General features: G+C 47.2%; 19 protein-coding genes. 12 read left to right on the top strand and 7 right to left on the bottom strand.

What is annotated here, in order from left to right:
• Window positions 1-20 precede the first annotated feature (20 nt).
• Together ydeE and mgtS are read left to right on the top strand one after the other, a co-directional pair.
• Window positions 21-1208 carry an efflux MFS transporter YdeE gene (gene ydeE, locus IMQ48_RS05305; RefSeq protein ID WP_196208182.1) on the top strand — a complete coding sequence of 396 codons (1188 nt, stop codon included), beginning with the start codon at window positions 21-23 and terminating at the stop codon, window positions 1206-1208.
• Between the two features lie 228 nt (window positions 1209-1436).
• A complete protein-coding gene (gene mgtS, locus IMQ48_RS05300) occupies window positions 1437-1532 on the top strand; it encodes a protein MgtS (RefSeq protein WP_181820289.1) in 96 nt (31 codons plus the stop codon).
• 284 nt (window positions 1533-1816) lie between these two features.
• Here the strand turns inward: mgtS and IMQ48_RS05295 are convergent, their stop codons facing one another.
• Together IMQ48_RS05295 and dcp are read right to left on the bottom strand one after the other, a co-directional pair.
• The gene (locus IMQ48_RS05295) at window positions 1817-2737 is read right to left on the bottom strand and encodes a diguanylate cyclase (protein ID WP_196208181.1); all 921 of its coding nucleotides are present in this window, start codon (window positions 2735-2737) and stop codon (window positions 1817-1819) included.
• Between the two features lie 151 nt (window positions 2738-2888).
• Window positions 2889-4934, bottom strand: coding sequence for a peptidyl-dipeptidase Dcp (dcp, locus tag IMQ48_RS05290; RefSeq protein ID WP_196208180.1), 2046 nt, complete (start codon window positions 4932-4934; stop codon window positions 2889-2891).
• A gap of 71 nt (window positions 4935-5005) precedes the next feature.
• Here dcp and ydfG point away from each other — a divergent pair, with 71 nt between their 5' ends.
• From ydfG to IMQ48_RS05265, 5 genes are all read left to right on the top strand, one after another.
• Window positions 5006-5752 carry a bifunctional NADP-dependent 3-hydroxy acid dehydrogenase/3-hydroxypropionate dehydrogenase YdfG gene (gene ydfG / locus IMQ48_RS05285; protein WP_096757088.1) on the top strand — a complete coding sequence of 249 codons (747 nt, stop codon included), beginning with the start codon at window positions 5006-5008 and terminating at the stop codon, window positions 5750-5752.
• An 86-nt stretch (window positions 5753-5838) separates the two neighbouring features.
• A complete protein-coding gene (locus IMQ48_RS05280; protein WP_196208179.1) occupies window positions 5839-6525 on the top strand; it encodes a GntR family transcriptional regulator in 687 nt (228 codons plus the stop codon).
• Window positions 6526-6716: 191 nt separating this feature from the next.
• Window positions 6717-6920, top strand: coding sequence for a putative selenium delivery protein YdfZ (gene ydfZ / locus IMQ48_RS05275; RefSeq protein WP_096757090.1), 204 nt, complete (start codon window positions 6717-6719; stop codon window positions 6918-6920).
• Between the two features lie 315 nt (window positions 6921-7235).
• Window positions 7236-7832: a hypothetical protein gene (locus IMQ48_RS05270; protein WP_196208178.1), complete on the top strand. Its 597-nt coding sequence runs from the start codon at window positions 7236-7238 to the stop codon at window positions 7830-7832.
• Between the two features lie 15 nt (window positions 7833-7847).
• A complete protein-coding gene (locus tag IMQ48_RS05265) occupies window positions 7848-8444 on the top strand; it encodes a helix-turn-helix domain-containing protein (RefSeq protein WP_196208177.1) in 597 nt (198 codons plus the stop codon).
• A 48-nt stretch (window positions 8445-8492) separates the two neighbouring features.
• On the opposite strand, the gene IMQ48_RS05260 is transcribed toward IMQ48_RS05265, so the two are convergent.
• Window positions 8493-9101, bottom strand: coding sequence for a helix-turn-helix domain-containing protein (locus IMQ48_RS05260; RefSeq protein WP_196208176.1), 609 nt, complete (start codon window positions 9099-9101; stop codon window positions 8493-8495).
• A gap of 400 nt (window positions 9102-9501) precedes the next feature.
• Here IMQ48_RS05260 and IMQ48_RS05255 point away from each other — a divergent pair, with 400 nt between their 5' ends.
• The 5 genes from IMQ48_RS05255 (at window position 9502) to IMQ48_RS05235 (ending at window position 15833) form a co-directional block, all read left to right on the top strand.
• Entirely contained in the window at window positions 9502-10032 is a 531-nt protein-coding gene (locus tag IMQ48_RS05255; RefSeq protein ID WP_196208175.1) for a fimbrial protein, read from the top strand.
• 40 nt (window positions 10033-10072) lie between these two features.
• Window positions 10073-10795, top strand: a complete 723-nt coding sequence (locus IMQ48_RS05250) for a fimbria/pilus periplasmic chaperone (protein ID WP_196208174.1) — start codon at window positions 10073-10075, stop codon at window positions 10793-10795.
• A gap of 78 nt (window positions 10796-10873) precedes the next feature.
• Window positions 10874-13390, top strand: a complete 2517-nt coding sequence (locus IMQ48_RS05245; RefSeq protein WP_196208173.1) for a fimbria/pilus outer membrane usher protein — start codon at window positions 10874-10876, stop codon at window positions 13388-13390.
• A gap of 8 nt (window positions 13391-13398) precedes the next feature.
• On the top strand, window positions 13399-14601 hold the full coding sequence (locus IMQ48_RS05240; protein ID WP_196208172.1) for a fimbrial protein: 1203 nt from the start codon (window positions 13399-13401) through the stop codon (window positions 14599-14601).
• On the top strand, window positions 14598-15833 hold the full coding sequence (locus IMQ48_RS05235; RefSeq protein WP_196208171.1) for a fimbrial protein: 1236 nt from the start codon (window positions 14598-14600) through the stop codon (window positions 15831-15833). Before IMQ48_RS05240 ends, IMQ48_RS05235 begins: the two co-directional genes overlap by 4 nt.
• A gap of 77 nt (window positions 15834-15910) precedes the next feature.
• On the opposite strand, the gene IMQ48_RS05230 is transcribed toward IMQ48_RS05235, so the two are convergent.
• The 4 genes from IMQ48_RS05230 to rspA all read right to left on the bottom strand — a co-directional run bounded on the left by IMQ48_RS05230 (window position 15911) and on the right by rspA (window position 21226).
• A complete protein-coding gene (locus IMQ48_RS05230; RefSeq protein WP_196208170.1) occupies window positions 15911-17377 on the bottom strand; it encodes a mannitol dehydrogenase family protein in 1467 nt (488 codons plus the stop codon).
• Window positions 17378-17545: 168 nt separating this feature from the next.
• Complete coding sequence (locus IMQ48_RS05225) at window positions 17546-18925, bottom strand: MFS transporter (RefSeq protein ID WP_196208169.1); 1380 nt, start codon at window positions 18923-18925, stop codon at window positions 17546-17548.
• Between the two features lie 53 nt (window positions 18926-18978).
• Complete coding sequence (locus IMQ48_RS05220) at window positions 18979-19998, bottom strand: Zn-dependent oxidoreductase (protein ID WP_196208168.1); 1020 nt, start codon at window positions 19996-19998, stop codon at window positions 18979-18981.
• Between the two features lie 13 nt (window positions 19999-20011).
• Window positions 20012-21226, bottom strand: coding sequence for a starvation-sensing protein RspA (rspA, locus tag IMQ48_RS05215; protein WP_196208167.1), 1215 nt, complete (start codon window positions 21224-21226; stop codon window positions 20012-20014).
• Window positions 21227-21294: the final 68 nt, after the last annotated feature.

Here is a 21294-nt window from a genome sequence, read left to right as displayed (position 1 = left end):
ATGCATTGTCGGGCAGGAAAATGAACACCACTCTGAGAAAATCCACTTTCGCGTTACTCGCCTCCTCACTATTACTGACGATCGGCCGGGGTGCTACGCTCCCGTTCATGACCATCTATCTCAACCGTCAGTACGGCCTGAGCGTCGATTTGATTGGTTATGCCATGACGGTCGCCCTGACCATTGGCGTTATCTTCAGCCTGGGCTTCGGTATTCTGGCCGATAAGTTCGATAAAAAACGCTATATGCTGCTGGCGATTACCGGTTTTGCCTCCGGCTTTATTGCAATTCCGCTGGTGCATAACGTGATCGTGGTCGTGCTGCTTTTTGCCCTGATCAACTGCGCCTACTCTGTCTTTGCCACGGTGTTGAAGGCCTGGTTTGCCGATAATCTCTCCGCCACCAATAAGACCAAAATTTTCTCGCTTAACTACACGGTATTGAACATTGGCTGGACCGTGGGTCCGCCGCTCGGCACGCTGCTGGTGATGCAAAGTATCAATCTGCCGTTCTGGCTGGCAGCGCTTTGTTCAGCCTTCCCGCTGGTGTTTATCCAGACCTGGGTAAAGCGTTCGGCAACGCCATCTGAAGGGCTAAATGCCTCCGTCTGGTCGCCCTCGATACTGCTGCGTGATAAGGCATTATGCTGGTTTACCCTGTCAGCGTTTCTGGCCTCGTTTGTCGGCGGCGCATTTGCGTCGTGCATTTCTCAGTACGTGATGGTGGTTGCTGACGGTGATTTCGCAGAAAAAGTAGTGGCTGTAGTCCTGCCCGTCAACGCGGCGATGGTGGTTACATTGCAATATGCCATCGGACGACGCCTTTCCAGCACCAACATTCGTCCGTTAATGGCTGGCGGAACGCTATTCTTTGTACTGGGTTTGGTGGGTTTTATTTTTTCCGGAAACAGCCTGCTGATGTGGGGTATTTCCGCGGCGTTTTTTACTGTTGGCGAAATCATTTACGCACCGGGCGAATATATGCTTATCGACAATATTGCCCCTGCGGGGATGAAAGCGAGCTATTTCTCCGCCCAATCTCTGGGTTGGCTCGGTGCAGCGTTTAACCCGCTAGTCAGCGGCATTATTCTGACAACCCTGCCTTCCTGGTCGCTGTTTGTGGTACTGATGATTGCCATCATTCTGGCTTGGGCACTGATGCTAAAAGGCATGCGGGCTAAACCGTGGACCCAGCCCGCCGTCTGCTAGTTATTCTGGCGACAGAGCATAAACAGTTCTGTCGCTTTTCTTAGTAATGTCGTCAGCATATTTTGACATCCTTATTTATTTCCTGTTGCCAAAAAACGCTATAACTTTACCTTTCAGACGAAATAATTGCCTGGTTCAACCTTTGTTTAAGGTTAAATTGCTACTATAGTTCTTAACGAGGTGAAATTAAGGTAAGAGAGGAAACTCACAAATAAAGGAGCATAGATAATGCTGGGTAATATGAACGTTTTTATGGCCGTTCTGGGAGTAATTTTATTTTCTGGCTTTCTGGCCGCCTATTTTAGCCACAGATGGGATGATTGATGAACGACGATAGTCCTGAACCGAACCGGCCCCTTGCTGCATCACTGCGCAAGGGGCCATTTTTTTGCATGTTCCCACAGCGTCCAAACACAAAGAAGGCCTGAACGACAGGCAAAAAAAACCGCCGGATAGACCAGCGGTAAATGCTTGCATGGATAGATTTGTGTTTTGCTTTATACGCTATCAGGCAATTCCCTGCACAGATAACGGATAGTGAGCCAACATATCATCCGCAACCCCAATGAACGTTAAACGAAATGGAATCACATCAACAAAACTCACGTTCACACCTGTGTCGTTATTCGATCGTTGGCGCCAACCCGCGTGACCTGCTCGTGTTTATCCATAAACATACAGCGGTTTCTGCCGGTCTGTTTCCCTGCATACATAGCTCTGTCAGCACGCCCGAGCGCCGTATCCAGTGTTTCCCCCTGATGTACCCTGGTGAGACCAGCCGTTACCGTAATGCCTAACTCCCCCTGCGGGTAAGGGATCTTTTTTTGCTCAATAAGATGACACAGGCGCAACCCGGCGAGACATGCCTGCTCGTCTGTTTTTGTTTTGAGCAGAATAATGAACTCTTCGCCACCGTAGCGATACGCGACCTCATCGTAACGTGTCCATGACAATAAATTCGATGCCAGACTGCGTAGTACCACATCACCAACCAGATGACCGTAGGTGTCATTGACGTGTTTAAACCGATCGATATCTAACAATAATAAATATAAATTAAGCGGTTCAGCGTCAAGTAACTGCTGATCGAACGATTCATCCAACATTCTTCTGCCTGGCAGGCCGGTTAAGGCATCGATATTACTGCGAATAGTCAGTAAATATATTTTGTAGTCCATTACCGCCGACGTAAAGGCCAGTAGCGCATCCTGAAAGCTGTCGAATTGCCATGACTGGCTGCGCTCTCCCACTATTGCCAATAGCAACTCCTTACCAAATAAATGCATTTTTTCATGGGCCGCATTTATCTTACTCAAATAGCTATAATCTTCGTCATCCGGTACCAGGCGCTGGTTAAGCCACTGTCCGAATTGACAGGCACAATGAGAATGCTTGCCCGAAATATCCGCCTGAGAGACGTCAGATGACACCACGCAGTGAAACATTTTGACTAACCATTTATAGTGAGCGTCAATCGAGTTATTCAATTCAATCAAGATTGAATCTATTTCCGCTGTTCTTCTCATCATCACGAATCCTTTCCCTGTGTGAGTATTGCCGATGTACAATAGTTTAGCGGCTATAAAGAAAACTTATGTAAATTTATTAATAGTAATTAATATGCCACAGTCTCGGCCACCGGCAATACGGTCAGATAGTAAGCTGACCGTATTATCTCGGTTACTGTTCTAATCCCCGGTTACGCAGCATTGCATTAATTTCTGGTTCACGCCCACGCCATGCGGGATACAGACCATGCAAATCTGCACTATTACCGCGTGAGAGGATTGTCTCACGAAAATACTGGCCGTTCTCACGGGTTAACCCGCCGTGTTCGACAAACCACTGATAGCCATCGTCTGCCAGCATTTGCGTCCACAGATAAGCGTAATAACCTGCCGCATAGCCGCCGCCAAAGATATGAGCAAAATAACTGCTGCGATAGCGCGGCGGCACAGCAGAAATATTCAGCCCTTCCGCAGTCAGCGCACACTGCTCAAATTCTGCTACTGACAATGTCCTCTCGCCGTTTTCCAACGTGTGCCAGTGCATATCCAGTAATGCGGCACTAAGCAACTCGGTCATATCGTAGCCCTTGTTAAACAAACTGGCCCGCTGCATCTTATCCTGCAGCGATTGAGGCATTCTTTCCCCGGTTTCAACATGGCGAGCGTAGCGGGCAAAGACCTGTGGATGACTCGCCCAGTGTTCATTAATTTGTGAAGGAAATTCAACGAAATCACGCGGAGTATTCGTCCCCGAAAGCGTCGCATAACGTTGGTTGGCAAACAGGCCGTGTAAGGTGTGTCCAAACTCATGGAACAGCGTAATGACGTCATCCCACAGCAGCAAGGCGGGCTTTCCCTGGGCAGGTTTTTGGTAGTTACAGACGTTGTAAATAACCGGCCTGGTTTCGTTAAGCATCGATTGCTCAACAAAATTCCCCATCCATGCGCCACCGCTCTTTGATTCCCGGGCAAAGAAATCACCGTAGAACAACGCCAGACCCGTACCGTCGTGGTCAAAAATTTCCCATACCCGCACATCCGGGTGGTAAACCGGGATGTCGAAACGTTCGATAAATGTAATGCCATAGAGCTGGTTTGCCGTCCAGAACACACCGTCGTTCAGTACCGTATCTAACGCAAAATAGGGTTTAAGCTGTGCCTCATCAAGAGCATATTTTTCACGGCGAACCTGTTCGGCATAATAGGCCCAGTCCCAGGCCTGCGCGCTAAAATCCCCCTGTTCTTTATCAATAGCTTTTTGGATTTCAGCCAGTTCATCATGGACTCTCTGACGCGCAGCCGGAACGATAGCGCGCATAAAAGTGAGCGCCGCCTGCGGAGTTTTTGCCATTTGGTCGGCAATTTTCCACTCCGCATAATGAGAAAAACCGAGTAGCTTCGCCTGCTGCATTCGGATTTCCACCAGCCGTTGAATGATCGCTCGCGTATCGTTGGCATCGTTATTTTCAGTCCGGGTCCATGCGCGGGTAAACAGTTTCTCGCGAGTCTGCCGGTCATGTAACGCAGCAAGCGCAGGCTGCTGCGTGGTGTTCAACAGCGGGATAACCCAACGATCCTGAAGTCCTTTGTCCCCGGCTGCAACGGCCGCCATGGCGATCTCTTCCGGACTTAATCCGTCCAGTTGGCGGACATCATCCACCACCAGGGCTCCTGATTTACTCGCCGCCAGCAGTCGCTGGTTGAACTGGCTTGTCAGGGTGGCTGATTCGGTGTTCAGCAATTTGAGGCGCGCTTTATCTTCTTCATTCAAGTCGGCGCCGGCCAGCACAAAACGCTGATAGACGACCTCCAGCAACCGTAAGGACTCTGCATCCAGCCCCAACGCGGCACGCTGTTGCCAGACGGCCTCTACGCGCGCAAAAAGTGCCGCGTTAAGATAAATATCATTCGCCAGCGCCGCCAGCTCAGCAGAAAACTCTTCATCAAGGCGCTGTAATTCATCGTTGGTATGCGCTGCCGTCATGGCAAAGAATATGCTGGTGACGCGCGTTAACAGTGCCCCACTCTGCTCAAGTGCCAGCAGCGTATTAGCAAAATTTGCGGGCTGTGAATTTTGCACAATGGCGTCGATTTCGGCACGCTTTTGCCGAACACCTTCGTCAAACGCGGGACGGTAATGATGCACGTCTATGCGATCAAATGGCGGAGCCTGATAAGGCAAAGTGCTTTGACGTAAAAAAGGATTCGTTAACGACATCTTTCACTCCTGAAAACGATTTATTGACGTGGTATGGTAATAGCACATAAAAAGCGTTGAGGAACAGTGAGATGATCGTTTTAGTAACCGGAGCAACCGCAGGTTTTGGTGAGTGCATTACGCGTCGTTTTATTGAGAATGGGCATAAAGTTATTGCCACCGGGCGCCGCCATGAGCGTCTGCAAGAGCTGAAAGACGAGCTGGGCGATAACCTGTATACCGCACAACTTGACGTACGTAACCGTGCCGCAATTGAAGAGATGCTGGCCGCCCTACCTGCCGAATGGCGCAACATAGATATTCTGGTCAACAACGCCGGTCTGGCGCTGGGTCTTGAACCGGCCCATAAAGCTAACGTTGACGACTGGGAAACCATGATCGACACCAACAACAAAGGGTTGATTTATATGACCCGTGCCGTCCTGCCGGGCATGGTCGAACGTAATCGTGGTCATATTATCAATATCGGTTCAACCGCCGGTAGCTGGCCCTATGCCGGAGGTAACGTGTATGGCGCAACAAAAGCGTTTGTTCGCCAGTTTAGCCTGAACTTACGTACCGACCTGCACGGCACAGCCGTGCGCGTGACCGATATTGAACCGGGCCTGGTTGGCGGTACGGAGTTCTCTAACGTGCGTTTCAAAGGCGACGATGATAAAGCCGTCAAAGCCTACGAAAACACCACCGCGCTGACGCCGGAAGATGTCACTGAAGCCGTGTGGTGGGTGGCGTCATTACCTGCGCATGTCAACATTAACACCCTTGAAATGATGCCTGTTGCACAGTCTTTTGCAGGCTTAAGCGTTCACCGGGGTTAATTTTTATACCCGGCCTTGTGCCGGGTATAGATACCACCGAATAAGTGATAAAGTATTCGGGTTAACTCTCTAAAAAGTAAGAATGAATGACCGTAGAAACGCAGCTCAACCCTACCCAGCCGGTAAATCAGCAAATTTATCGTATTCTTCGTCGCGACATCGTGCAGTGCCTGATTGCGCCCGGTACACCACTTTCGGAGAAAGAGGTTTCCGTACGCTTTGATGTTTCACGCCAACCGGTACGCGAAGCATTCATCAAACTGGCTGAGAACGGCCTGATTCAGATCCGTCCTCAGCGTGGCAGTTACGTGAACAAGATTTCGCTGTCGCAGGTGCAAAATGGTTGCTTTGTTCGCCAGGCCATTGAATGCGCCGTCGCTCGTCGCGCCGCGTCGATGATCACTGACAACCAGTGTTATCAGCTTGAACAGAATCTGCATCAGCAACGCATCGCCATTGAGCGTAAACAGATCAACGACTTTTTTCAGCTTGACGATGAATTTCACCAGAAGCTGGCGTTAATAGCCGAGTGCCAACTCGCCTGGGACACCGTTGAGAATATTAAGGCGACCATTGACCGCGTTCGCTATATGAGCCTCGATCACGTCTCCCCGCCGGAAATGCTCCTGCGTCAGCATCACGACATTTTTGCCGCGCTGGAGAAGCATGACAGCGATGCCGTTGAGCGCGCGATGATGCTGCATCTGCAGGAAATCGGCGAATCTGTTCAGCTGATTCGTCAGGAAAATAGCGACTGGTTTAGCGAAGATTAATCACTCCCTCACCTCGTTCCGGGGTGAGCCTATGCGTCCTTTCTTCCCCCTTTTCAGAACCGCCAAAAAAAAGCTGTGATTTTGATCGAAAACAAAAAATTTCTTGAACGAGAAGCGTATTTATATTGCGCCCGTTACGTGGGACTAAAAGCCCGCGGGCTTTGACGGTAAGTTGGAGAGGAGAAACCACCATGAAAACATACGATCGTAACCGTAACGCAATCACCACTGGCAGCCGCGTCATGATCAGTGACACTGGTATTACTGGCCGCATCAAGGCTATTGATTCCGATGGCCTGACAGCAGAGCAAATCCGCCGCGGGAAAACAGTGGAAATCGAGGGTTGTGAAGGCAAATACGCCCCTCTCGAATTGATTCGTCTGGGTATGAACTGATTGGTGTGAGTACCAGCATATAATTCGCCATCTGGCTGCAGTATGAGCCGGATGGCGACCTCATGAACACCTAACGTCCTGAACGCCCCCTTACCCGCTGACAGATACAAAATCTAAAGGCTTGCATGCTCTCGCTGTAACAGCCCCCCCTTAACCTCGAACTTGTTGAAGTTTACACCTCGCTCACTGTGTGGTTTTCCAAAAAAAATCCAATAATAGACAACTTGTCTATTATCGTATGATTCCAGAAAAAGCATCGCAATATAAAATACTATTTCTACAAGGACTGGAACATGTACCTAATAAAGGAGCAACATGGTGCGCACACTGATAATTTCGGATAATCGATTCGAACGCGAAGGCATTTATAATGCACTCACAAACAAGCATCCCGGTTACACGCGTTGCCAGGCTATGGGTTATCAAGAAGCTATGCGTAGCCATTTAATCACTGAGGCCAGCATGCTTTTCATCTGCATGCCAGAATCAGGCAGTGCCGCTGCTAATTCCATCGACTTTATGCTGTGGTTAAAAAACATTGTTGGCAGTAAAAGGATCGTTATAATCGGTGCTGCAGGAATTGATTATCAATTTCTATTTAAAATAAGAATAGGATGCGTCATCCTGCAAAAAGACTCCGTTGAGAACATAATAACAAAAATGGGGAATTTTCTGTTCCCTCAAACACCTTCATCAAATGAGTTAACCGAACGCAGTGTCCTGACATACAGCGAACAGAAGTTATTTTTCGCGCACATAAAATCAACAAGCAACATTACTCACCTAAGAAAAACAAATACAGTTAAAAACCATGTTTGCTCGGCAATTAGAAAACTTGGTTTGACAAAGAAATCTTATGTACAACTTCTCAGACTATCCAATATGAGATATCTGAATGAAAGTCTCAAATAGAGAGATAGTTTAGCAATGCATATCACTAACAACAAACCATCAGCAGTCATTCAGAAAATAATTGATGCCTGTACCTGCGCGTCAAAAAAAATCATCGTTAATGAAAATGAAGTTATACACTTTAACAATAAAAACAATGAATGCTATTTTCTAACATCTGGTGAAGTAACCATCAGGAAAAGTGGAACGGGGAAAATGATCACCAGAATTAAATCTCCATATATTTTTGGCTTTAACTACTACCCTGATTCCTATATTCACACCTTTTCCGATGCTGAATTTTTTGTTATCTCAACCAATAGGGCCATTGACATTATTGAGACAAAAAAACTGTGGAAAGACATGTATTACATTGCAAACTGGCATGCTAACCGCTGCTATACCATGGTGCATATTCTGAATCAAAAATCATCGAAAATGATAATTATTAATTTATTAAAAAAACTCTATCTGGAACCTATTGAATATCGATACACAATTACCGCATTACAATATGTACAAGAAAACGCGTCCCTTTCCCGAAGTTGTATTTACAACACACTAGCAGAGTTGAGTAGTGAGGGGACTATCTTCATCAGAAGAGGCATACTAATATCAATGCACAACTTATAGCTAAACAATAACACAAAAAGAGAGTTGCACCACAGCAAAAACTTGTTTCTAGAATTTTTCTGGTAGCTTATTAAGCTTTATCAAGATACCGCGCTTAACTTCAATATACTGTCCATTTTTTAATTCTGAAATGATGTTATAAATAGCACTTCGAGAAAGCGATGAATTATCCTGAATGTAGGTAACCACTGGAGTGGTGTAACGAACATCATCCCGTTCCTCATCTAGAGCACACAGCAACGCACTGATTATTTGATATGCCGATGAAGCATTTAATATCCTCTCACGCTTATAGGCAAAATATGTGTTCCGCCTTGAATTGTAGTACATATGTTCCCATAGATTTCTCTCCCTGATAACAGACAACATAGTAACACTTGGTATTATATTAAAAATAGATTCAGTAGTAGTTTGCAAATAACTACCCTGAAAAAAACCAAAACCAAAAATAAAAGGAGCATCTACGCGGGCAATTATCTTTTGACTGGTAACTGAACAGATAACGGCCTCACCTTCTGTCATCAGATAACAATAATCACCATCATTAAAGTAGATCTTACTATTTTTCACAAACACTGACTGTTTTGAGTGAGGAAGCATAGCATCAATAATAGCAGTTATATGCATAATGGGTTTTTCATTACTAAAAGAGTCCATGACATTTCCTTTTTACCCTTTGAATATACTGAACAAGTATAGCTCGAATCCCAACATTCACAAATCGAATTAAATTGTAACATCTTCCATATATTAGTGGTGAGTAGCCGCGTTTTTTTAAGATTGAAAATTAACAAAGTCCATTATTGGACAACATGACCAAAAAAGAACAAAAAAGATAACAAATGCAGAGAGTGACATATAATGAGGCCACATCAAACTGATAGGAAATATGATTTTCAATGTCATTAAAAGAACCACTAAGTTATTAATGATATATTATTTTTATTTATACCCCCATCGGATTGATTAGATAGATGTATTTAAATAAGCGAAATGTGGAGATTTATATATGAGATCAACAACGGCGATATGCATTAGCACAGTTCTGGCACTAAACATGATTAACCTGCCTTATGCCTCAGCAACGAATACCATTACGTTTAACGGAAGTATAACGGATGCGACATGTGATGTTTCGCTTGAATACAAAGGCATAAAAGTAGGTGATGCCGGGACAGGTAGCATTACCCTCGATGAGGTATCCAAAACAGCTCTCTCTGGTGTAGGTTCATCTGCGGGCCAGGTCCCTTTCTTTATCGTGGCATCAAATTGTACGTTGGGTACGCCGGCAAAATCCAAAATTGCAGCCAATTTTAAAAGCATTCATGACGATAACCAAGGTAATCTCAATAACATAGCTGGAACCAATCCAGCAACTAATGTGCAGTTAAGACTTCTGGACTCGGCTCGTAAGCCTATTAAGGTCAACGATCCTCTGCAATCATCAACAACAACCTTTACGAATATTAATAGCACCCCAACAGACGATACCAAAATGCAGTACTTCGTTGAGTATTTTTCCTCATTGGGTTCTGCAACATCAGGAGCGGTATCAAGCGACGTTCAATATGAGTTAATGTACCAATAAGGTTTTTATTACCCCTGTTTTTAACTTAGGCATTCTCTATATGAAATTTTGTAGCAAAAAAAAAGCATTGGCATATTGCATATTTAGCATCGGCATGCTGATGAGTCAGGAAAATCATGCAAGCATTATCATGGATGGAACCAGAGTTATATACCAGGGCGGTAAAAATGAAGTTACTATTGGTTTAACGAATAAAAATGCAAGGCCAGTATTGATTCAAAGTTGGATCGATACTGGCAATGAAGGTGAAACACCGGAAAAAATATCGGTACCCTTTGTTTTAACACCACCGATTAACCGTGTAGACCCTAATAAAGGACAAACTATACGAATCAGTTACACTGGTACTCCTGCACTGCCTGCTGACAAGGAGTCGGTGTACTGGCTCAATGTACTTGAAGTTCCGGCAAAAGACAAAAACAGTGGTTACAATAAACAAAAATTGAATGTCGTATTTCGCACCCGAATTAAATTATTTTACCGACCGGAAGGTTTACCAGGTAACAGCAACGATGCACCTGACAAATTGCACTGGCATTTAAATGGTCAGAATATCACCGCGCAAAATAGCTCGAAATATAATATCACTATTTTTACGATTAGGTATCAGGGAAATGGTACCTCCTCTGAGATTAACGGCAAGATGATCGCCCCTGGCGAGTCTCAACAATTTACCCTGAAAAATTCGGGTAATATCGATGGACTGTCCTTTAGCACCATCAATGACTATGGAGCGCTTATTAATCATAAAGCAAAAAACTAACGTCCGCAGAGGGTAATAGCTGTGTCTATAAAGAATGGTTTTCTTCCTTGCATCTATTTATATGGTTTTGCGTCATGTGTGTTTTTTACCCCCTTCATTGTCCGTGCCAGTGAAACAACGAGTAACGTCACAGATGCTAAACCAGCCTCATCTGAGGATACTGCAATAGAATTTGACACACAGCTATTACGCCAGCAGGGGCCGAACCAAATCGACGTCAGCCGCTTCGCCTATGGTTCAAACGTGGTGCCCGGCAAGTACCGCATTGACATCATGGTTAATCAGAAATTAGTTTCGCATGAGGAGGTGACGTTTAAAGACAGTGATAAACACGGGGCTGAACCCTGTTTAACACCTGACATTATTAAAGGCATAAACCTCAATATCGAGAAGGTCCCTTTCGATGCACGCAAAGATCTGACTCAATTAGCCACCTGTACCGATCTTGTGCATATGATCCCGGATGCCACGGTTACATTTGATGCGGATAAACAGCAACTCAATATTACGGTGCCACAGATCTATCTGCAGCATACCGCGCAGGGGAATATTGACCCCGCCCTGTGGGACAGCGGCGTTCCTGCATTAATGCTCGGTTATTATATGAATGGCTATGACTCGCATTACAGCGATGCAGGGACGTCACGTTCCTTCTACTCTTCACTGAATACCGGGTTAAATATTGGCAAATGGTACTTCCGCCACAGTGGTTCTTATAACTGGGATCAGGACAATGGTGGCGGCTATCAAAGTACCAACACCTATGTGCAAAGAGACACCGAATTTGTGCGCGGCCATCTTTACCTTGGGCAATACTATACCTCCGGCCAAATGTTTAATTCGGTGTTGTATACCGGCGCACAGCTGGCCAGTGACGATCGCATGCTGCCAGCATCCCAGCGCGGCTACGCTCCGGAAATCCGGGGAATCGCGAAAACAAATGCCAAAGTGACGGTCCGTCAGTCGGGAAATATTCTTTATCAGACTACCGTCGCACCCGGCGCGTTCCTGATTGACGATCTCGGACCCACGGGTTATGGCGGCGATCTGGATGTCACTATTGAAGAAGCGGATGGCAGCATCCAGCAATATTCACTGCCCTATTCATCGCTGGCGCAATCATTACGCCCCGGAACCCAGCAGTTCACCGCCACGGCAGGCAAGCTTCGCGATTACGGCGCATCCGAAAAACCGCTGTTCTATGAAACAACCTATATGCGGGGGTTAACTAATATCCTGACGGCTTACGCTGGCGCGCAGTACAGCCAGAACTATCAGGCAGCTCTCGCGGGGGTGGCTGTGGGTACCCCGGTCGGGGCAATCAGCGCGGATGTGACACAATCCCGAAGCCATATTGGCGGTAAAACCGGTGATTTAACGGGTCAAAGCTATCGCCTTAGTTACAGTAAACTCATTGATGCAACGAACAGTAATATATCGATCGCGGCGTATCGCTACTCCAGTTCCGGATATATGGATTTACAAACTGCCATGCAGACACGCGATGCGGTTGAGCATGAAGACGACCCAGATACCGTCTGGCGCTCAAAGAACCAGTTTTCCCTCAGCCTGAACCAGGGCTTGCCCGCAGGTTTGGGTAATATTTACATCAGTTCATCGATGCAAAACTACTGGAATAACGGCAACGGCTATAACACGCAGTATCAGGTTGGGTATTCCAATAGCTATAAATGGCTGAACTACAGCATTAATGCCAGCAGGAACAAATCTGGCAATGGTCAGGATCAAACAAGCTGGTATCTCACCCTTTCCATGCCGTTGTGGCCGGAGCATGCTGGCAAAACACCGTACGTCAGCATGCGTTATAACCAGGATAGTGGCGGGAGTCGCGGCGAACAGGCCACTATTTCCGGTTCGTTTGGTAATGACAGCCAGTACGGCTATAACGTCAGCGGAGCACATGATAACTTTGCCGGAAGCTCCGGTAGCGTGAGTGGTTCATGGGAAAACAGCAAAGCGACGGTGAACGGGAGTTACAGCACCGGGCGCGGTTATAACAGTTCCTCCTTTGGCATGACTGGAGGGGTTGTCGCGCACTCCGGCGGGGTAACCTTCTCGCCGTATAACAGCGATAACTATGCTCTGATTGAAGCCAAAGGGGCCGAAGGCGCTAAAGTATCAGGGTATGCAGGTACGGCGGTCGATTCTTCGGGCTATGCCTTGTCTCCTTCCCTGGTGCCCTACCAGCAAAACCATGTGGCGATTGATCCAGAAGGCTCAGCTCTGGGCGTAGAGTTTGAAAACACCGCACAGGATGTTGTTCCTCGGGCAGGCTCTGTGGTGAAAGTAACATTTACGACCCATACGGGCACCCCGCTGCTGATCGTTTCCAGCTGGAAAGGCAAGCCATTACCCTTTGGTGCCGATATTTTTGATGATGATGGTACCCATATTGGTGAGGTGTCTCAGGGCAGCATTATTTACGTCAAAGTCAGTAAAGCGAAGGGAATATTAACCGTTAAATGGGGTGACGATGCGACCCATCAATGCCAGGTTCCTTATACGCTGAAAGTGACCGATCCCAGTATAAACAGTAAAAATGCTATCCAGCGTTTTGCCCGTGATTGCCAATAGGTATCCCTATGTCTACTTTTAAAGTTGTTATTTTAATTTTTTGTTTTCATATTTTTTCAACATGCGCTACAACGGTGAATTGTGAACCACCTACGACACCTGGACAGACGTCTGACTGGACATCAATTCATACTAATATTGAATTAAAACCTACGAATGTCGCCATAACTGTTGGGGTTAACTTACCAGATTGGCAACTAATTTATGAGTTGGATAATGTCGATTATGGGAAGTTTTATTCAACCTGTAATGGTTGGATTGATAGCCAATTTACATTACTTACATCCGATGTTCCAGTTAAACAATCCGGAAATGATATTATTTTTAAAACCAATGTCCCCGGAATCGGAATTTCAGTTTATGATGATAGAGGAAAAGGCATACCAGGATTCCCCGCTACACGTTATGGTTATGACGGAATAAATCCAGGCGCTTTTTATATTATGACCGTTAAATACTGGAAAATACCAGGAAATATACCAATGAACAATGGTATAATCTCTGTAACCGGACCAGAGGTGGCTGGGTTAGTGGGCACAGCGGGTACGTCTTCAATGTCAAGCAGTCATGCTGATAGAATTATTCGCAATTCCTATGATTATTATATCAATTCATCAAGGATTTTACAGGCCTCACTTATTTTTCAACCCGGGACATGTAATATTGAAGGTGGAGACATTAGAGTAAATATGGGCAATTTTCTAGGTAATGGAATTGCTTCTTCAGAGTGGAAAGATGCCAATTTTAAACTAATTTGTCCTGAAGCATATGGATATCACGGGTCTGTAGATGCTCAAGCAAATGGAAACTATCCATATCAACTTCCACCTACCTCAAAAATAACGAACAATAATATACCAAATGGTCGCGTCACAATCAGCATTGTCCCCTATACTGAAGTCATTGACGCCAACAGGGGTATTATTGCGCTGGATGGCACCGGTGCACAAGGTTATGGTATTCAACTAGCCTGGGGTGACTACAGCAGCCAAAACGCAGTGGAACCTGCAAACCCTGTGATATTAAACAGCTATGTTGATGCCAACACCCTTAATTCTGGCTTCAGGGCGGGTGATACGCCAATTGGTGGCAACGCGTTTACCGGTACAGATAACACCATAAAAATGGCAGCCCGCTATATTCGTACCACGGGTGACACCGCTCCGGGACCGGCGAATGCGGTGGTCCAGGTAATTGCCAACTATCAATGAGTCTTTCTTTACATGTGTTGAGATGGCAACTCAAGCCTGATGTCATTAGCCTGACGTTATACTTTTTCATGTCCACGACATATGCTCAGACAATAACCTGTACACAGCCCGACGATCCCTGGTCGAGTGTTAACACTTCTATTGAATTAAAACCGTCAGGTGTAACCATTACCGTGGGTTCAAAGATACCTGATTATACGGTTCTCTATACGCAAAATAATGTCACCCTGGGGAAAAGCCTGACAGCATGCGACTCGTCGGTATTTTTATATGAAACGATAGTAGACCAGGGGATGTTACCGGTTAAAACTATTGCGAATGACAAAATATATCCTACCGATGTTCCCGGTATCGGTATTTCAATTTATAGTCTTGAAGCCAACACATCATTTCCTGTCTATCCAAATATGCTTATGAATGGGTGGCTGGGTGCGCATATCGGTGACCCCATGATAACTACCGTTAAAATATGGAAGATTCCTGGTACTATTCCAATGACATCTGGCGCGCTATCGGTTAACGGCCCTACCGTTGGCCAGTTATTGAATAATACGCCCAGCACCTTTGTCAGTTCTGATGGTCACACCGGCAGAATTTATTCAGATGACAGGTACTACCTCGCCAGCTCCCGCAAGCTACACGCGACGTTAATCTTTATGCCCGGCACCTGTGAGATTCAGGGAGGGGGCATAACCGTACAAATGGGCGAGCATCCCGGAGTTAATGGCAAAAACTCATCGTGGAAAGATGCCAGCTTCAGGCTCATTTGTCCGGATGCGTACGGTTACGGTGGTACATCAGCAATGAATAACGTAGGGGAATCGCCTTTTGGTCCTGGTCCCTCGGCCTCAATTACATCGAATAACAGTAATCAAAATGGCCGGGTCAGGGTAACTATCGAGCCTTATACTGCTATCGTTGACGCAGGAAGGGCCATAATCGCACTGGACGGAACCGGTGCAACGGGATATGGCATCCAGTTAGCCTGGGGGGATTATTCGTCGCAAAGTGATGGCGATCCTATCAAACCAGTGAGATTTGGCAGCGGAAACGCCATTTATGTCAGTGAACTAAACGCTAATTTCCGCGCCACGCCTACACCGATTAATGGCAATGCGTTTACTGGCGGTGACAACACGATCTCAATGGCGGCTCGCTATATCCGTACAAGTGGTGACATAACACCAGGCCCGGCTAACGCATCAGTCGAAGTTATTGCGACCTACGAATAATCAATATTCGCCGGCCCACATGGGAATTAGCCTGGCGGTGGATATATCCCCTTTCCAGGCGAATCTGTTTTACTCCATTACTTCAATTTCGCGGCATACTTCGCCACCGTCGTCTTCGCCCCTTCTGCCAGCAACGTAAGATACGCTTCGGTAACGTTGATTCTGAACAACTCAACCTGCGGCAGTTCGTGGCCAAAGATGGCGTCGATTGCCAGCAGCGCCTGAACACGTTCTTCGCCTTCTTTACTGCCCTGCACTGCAGTCTGGATAACCGGCAGTAGCGGATCGCTAATCTCGATCGCGTTGCCCTGCTCATCCACTCCGCCCACGTAGCGCATCCAGCCCGCTACACCCAGCGCCAACAGGTCAAAACGACTGCCTTGCACAATGTGCCAACGTACGGAATCGAGCATACGCTGCGGGAGTTTTTGGCTGCCGTCCATCGCAATTTGCCAGGTACGGTGACGCAGTGCCGGATTGCTGTAACGTTCAATCAAGCGATCGGCATACTGCTGTAAATCAACGCCTTTCACTTTCAGCGTCGGGGCTTGTTCCTGCAGCATCAACGCACGGGCGGTGAGACGGTAATTATCGTCCCCCATGCAGTCGTTGATATGTTGGTATCCCGCCAGATAGCCGAGATAGGCGAGGAAAGAGTGGCTGCCGTTAAGCATACGCAGCTTCATCTCTTCAAACGGGATAACATCGGCCACCAGCTCAGCCCCTGCTTTCTCCCATTGCGGGCGACCAGCAACAAAGTTGTCTTCAATAACCCACTGGCGGAACGGTTCACACGCCACGCCCGCCGGATCGCGCACGCCAGTGAGCTGTTCAATTTTATCCAGCGTATCGGGCGTTACGGCAGGGACAATACGGTCAACCATGGTCGATGGAAACGTCACATTGTGTTCAATCCAGTCTGCCAGCCCAGCGTTTACTGCACGTGCGTACGCGGTGACCACGTTACGCATGACATGACCGTTTTCAGGCATGTTATCGCAGGACATCACGGTAAATGCGCTCAGGCCGGCGGCTTTGCGGCGGGCTAGCGCTTCAACGATGACGCCCGGTGCTGATTTGGGCTGCTGCGGGTTTTGCAGATCGGCGGCAATCAGCGGGTTTTCCAGCATCAATTTCCCGGTTGCCGGGGAGTGGCAATATCCTTTCTCGGTAATGGTGAGAGAAACGATAGCCACCTGCGGTTCGCACAGGGCAGCAAAAACAGCTTCAAGACCGTCAACCTGTGCATGCAGCGCGCTTTTCACTACACCAACCACTCTCGCCGTCCAGGCATCGGCTGACATTTCCGCTACGGTATACAGATTATCTTGCTGTTTCAGGTCGGCAATTTGCTGCTCGCCGCCAATCAGGTTAACTTCGCAATACCCCCAGTCACTACCGTGTTCAGCCGCCAGGATATCTGCATAAACCCCCTGATGCGCACGGTGAAACGCACCAAATCCCAGATGAACAATGCGCGGGACCAGTTTGGTTCTATCGTAGCCAGGAAGTGCAGCCTTGGCTGCTAAGAGTTTGCTTTGCATGGTATAACCTACTTATCAATGAAATCAGGACCATCTCAGAGTAACGCCTGTATGGTTGTATGTTTTGATTTGTATTAAGCTTTTTATTATTGGTATGACATCATTTTAAGCTATGTGACAGCATGGCCGAGACATGACTGTCTCATCCCGACCATACCGTTTAACGAATTAGCTTGCCTGAGTAACCCCGCCGCGTACCTTCTTGGTTTTGCTCACTTCGGCAGCGTCTTCCAGAACACTCAGATCGCGATCTTTAACTTCAGGCATCAGGATCGCTGAAACTAAACCGATCAGTGAGTAGATGATGACCATCACCAAAATAGGCCACCAGGAATTAGTCATGTTGCAGAAAATACCGGCCAGAACGGGACCAAAACCAACGGCAACCAACCCACCCGCTTCTTTTGAAATCGCCATCCGCGTAAATCGATTACGTGCACCGAACATTTCAGCCATGGTGATATTTTCGAGGGCAAATAATCCCAGCACCGCAAAGTTATGGATAACAATCAGCGCGGTCATGATCACACCGGGACTATACGAATTATCAACCACTATAGACAGCATTGGGTAGGCCAGAATAATGGCTGATATATTCAGGATGATATAAGGCAAACGACGACCATATTTATCAGACAACCATCCCAGAAGCGGTATGGTAATAAATCCAATAACAGAACTTATCATTAACGCATCGGTAGGTATCGATTTATTAAATAACAACGTCTGTACCAGATAACCTGCAAGGAATGTCTGAATTAAACCTGAGTTACCCGCCTGACCAAAGCGTAACCCGGTTGCCAGCCAGAAAGATTTACTGGTGAACATCGCTCCCAGCGAGTTTTCTGATGGGTCATTTAATGCCGGTGCATTTTCACCATCATTTACTTTTTCAAATACCGGGCTTTCCTTGAGATTCATGCGTAACCAGATGGCAAAAATCATTACCACCACACTTGCCAGGAACGGAATACGCCACCCCCAGGCCAGCAATTCCTCGCGGTCAAGAGCAAAGAACATCACGGCCCAGATTGCCGTGGCACTCAGCGTACCGCAGTTCGTTCCCATCGCGACAAGGGAGGAAATAATACCGCGCTTTCCTTTTGGCGCGTACTCTGCAAGCATGGTTCCTGCGCCAGAAATTTCAGCTCCGGCGCCCAATCCCTGCACGATACGCAGCGTCACCAGCAACACTGGCGCAAAGATGCCAATTTGCGCGTAGGTCGGCAGTACGCCAATTAGGGTGGTACAGATCCCCATCATGGTGATGGTAATAAACAGCACCTTTTTACGTCCGATGCTGTCACCCATTTTACCAAATATAAATGCTCCAACGATGCGAGCAATATAACCTGCCCCGTATGTGCCCATTGCTAAAATGAGCGCCATCGCGGCTGATTGTTCCGGGAAAAATATCTCATGGAATACCAGTGCGGCACCCAAAGAATATAACTGGAAATCCATAAATTCGAGAGCCGTACCTAACCATCCTGAAACGGCGGCTCTCACCAGATCTTTCGTTGATCTTTCGTGTTTTTCTTGATTCATATTGGCTATCTCTAAGAGGTAAGATGCGTACCACTTACTCGCAGTAATTAATATTATTCAGCGAATGTGAGTAAAACTTTGCAGCAGTGCTGCTGATCTTTCTCAAACAATTCGATTGCGTTGGTAACGTGGTGATAGTCAAAAGTGTGGGTAATCAGTTTATTCGGATCGATAAGTCCTTTAACCAGCCAATCAATAACCACCGGGAATTTATTCGCGTTTAACCGTGATGAATAAATGGAAAGTTCTTTCCCGGTAATGCCCTGTTGCACAATCTGACAAGGATCGCTGGAGAACCCCATCAAAACAATCCGGGCGGCTGGCGATGCCAGCGTAATAGCCTCCTGTAAAATAGATGGATGACACGCTGCATCGACGATGATTGTGGGTTTTAATCCTTTCTCAGTCAGAAAATCCTGTAGCGATTGCTGACCATTATTAATGGTCCAGTCAGCGCCGCATTGTTTGGCCATCGCCAGACGTTCTTCGATCCTGTCGGCAATAACCACCGTTTTCACGTTATAGACACGTTTAAGTGCCTGAACGGTCGTCAACCCCATCGGCCCCGCACCGTAAATAAGCGCGATATCGTTTACTGTTGGTTTGATTTGTCCGGTGACGTTCGCCGCAATGGTAAAAGGTTCAACCATAACAGCATGCTCATCTTTCACTGAATCCGGGATCAGCCATGCATTTTTTGCCGGTACCACAGCAAACTCGCTAAAGCCACCATCGCGATGAACACCTAATACCACCAACGATGTGCAGACGTTCGGTTTACCAATTGAACAGGGATAACAGTGCCCGCAGCTGATCACCGGGTCAACAGACACCCGCTCACCCAAACGTGAGCTATCAACACCTTCACCTACCGCATCAATAATGCCAAAAAACTCGTGGCCGATAACCCGCGGATATTTTGCAAATGGATTATGCCCGCGATAAATATGACTATCAGAGCCACAAATACCCGCCAGCTTAACCTTTACTCTCACTTCTCCTGCCCCTGGTGTCGGAATAGCTCGCTCTTCAATCACCAGTGCATTCGCTTTTTCAATCACAATACTTTTCATGGCAAACCACTCCTTACCAGTTCCACAAGGTGCCATCTTCAAGGCGCGCGACGGGTAGATAGGCCGGATCGTACGGATATTTCGCCGCGAGTTTTTCGTCGAATTCAATACCCAGGCCCGGTTTGTCACCAGGGTGCATATAGCCGTTATCGAACGTCCAGTTATGCGGGAAGACTTCCAGCATTTGCTCGGAATAACCCATATATTCCTGTACACCGAAGTTCGGCACCCACAGGTCAAAATGCAGCGCAGCAGCCATGCAAACTGGAGACAAATCAGAAGGCCCGTGAGAACCGGTACGCACCTGGTACAGCGACGCAAAATCAGCAATACGGCGCATGCCGGTGATGCCGCCCGCATGGGTAATAGTGGTGCGGATGTAGTCGATAAGCTGTTCTTCGATTAGCTGTTTGCAATCCCATATACTGTTAAACACTTCTCCTACCGCAATCGGCGTCACCGTATGCTGGCGAATCAGTCGGAAACATTCCTGGTTTTCGGCGGGGGTCGGATCTTCCATCCAGAATAAGCGATACTGTTCAATGCTTTTGCCAAACCGTGCGGCTTCTATTGGCGTCAGGCGATGGTGCATGTCATGCAACAGGTGTTCATTGAAACCAAATTTGTTACGCACGGCATCAAACAACTGAGGAGTGAAATCGAGGTATTTTTCCGTTGACCACAGCTGTTCTTCCGGCCACTGCCCTTTGGTCGCGGGTTCATAGGCCAGTCCCTTGCCTTTCGACATGCCGTAGGTGGTTTTCATACCCGGTACGCCGCACTGGACGCGAATCGCTTTAAAGCCCATCTCCTGATGACGCGCGTAGTCTTCCAGCACATCATCAATGGTACGACCGGTAGTGTGGCAGTAAACCATTACACCTTCGCGGGATGCGCCACCCAGCAACTGATACAGCGGCATATTCGCGGCTTTTGCTTTGATATCCCACAGCGCCATATCAACAGCAGATATCGCCGACATGGTAACCGGGCCACGACGCCAGTACGCGCCTTTGTAGAAGAATTGCCAGATATCCTCAATGCGGTGCGCATCGCGGCCAATAAGCTGCGGACACACATGATCCTTCAGATAGGACGCAACAGATAACTCGCGTCCATTCAGCGTGGCGTCCCCTAAGCCCGTGATCCCGTCCTCGGTGGTGATTTTCAATGTGACGAAATTTCGCCCCGGACAGGTAACAAAAACGTCTGCCCCTACAATCTTCATACTCTGTTCCTTACATCTCTGTGTCTGATGCAGGAAACTTACCCAACTGAGCTACTACCATACAAGTA

This window comes from Citrobacter sp. Res13-Sevr-PEB04-36 (genome assembly GCF_015672735.1).
Taxonomy (GTDB): Bacteria; Pseudomonadota; Gammaproteobacteria; order Enterobacterales; family Enterobacteriaceae; genus Citrobacter.
Note: the sequence above shows the minus strand (reverse complement) of the source record. Positions and strands in the feature narration are given on the sequence as shown.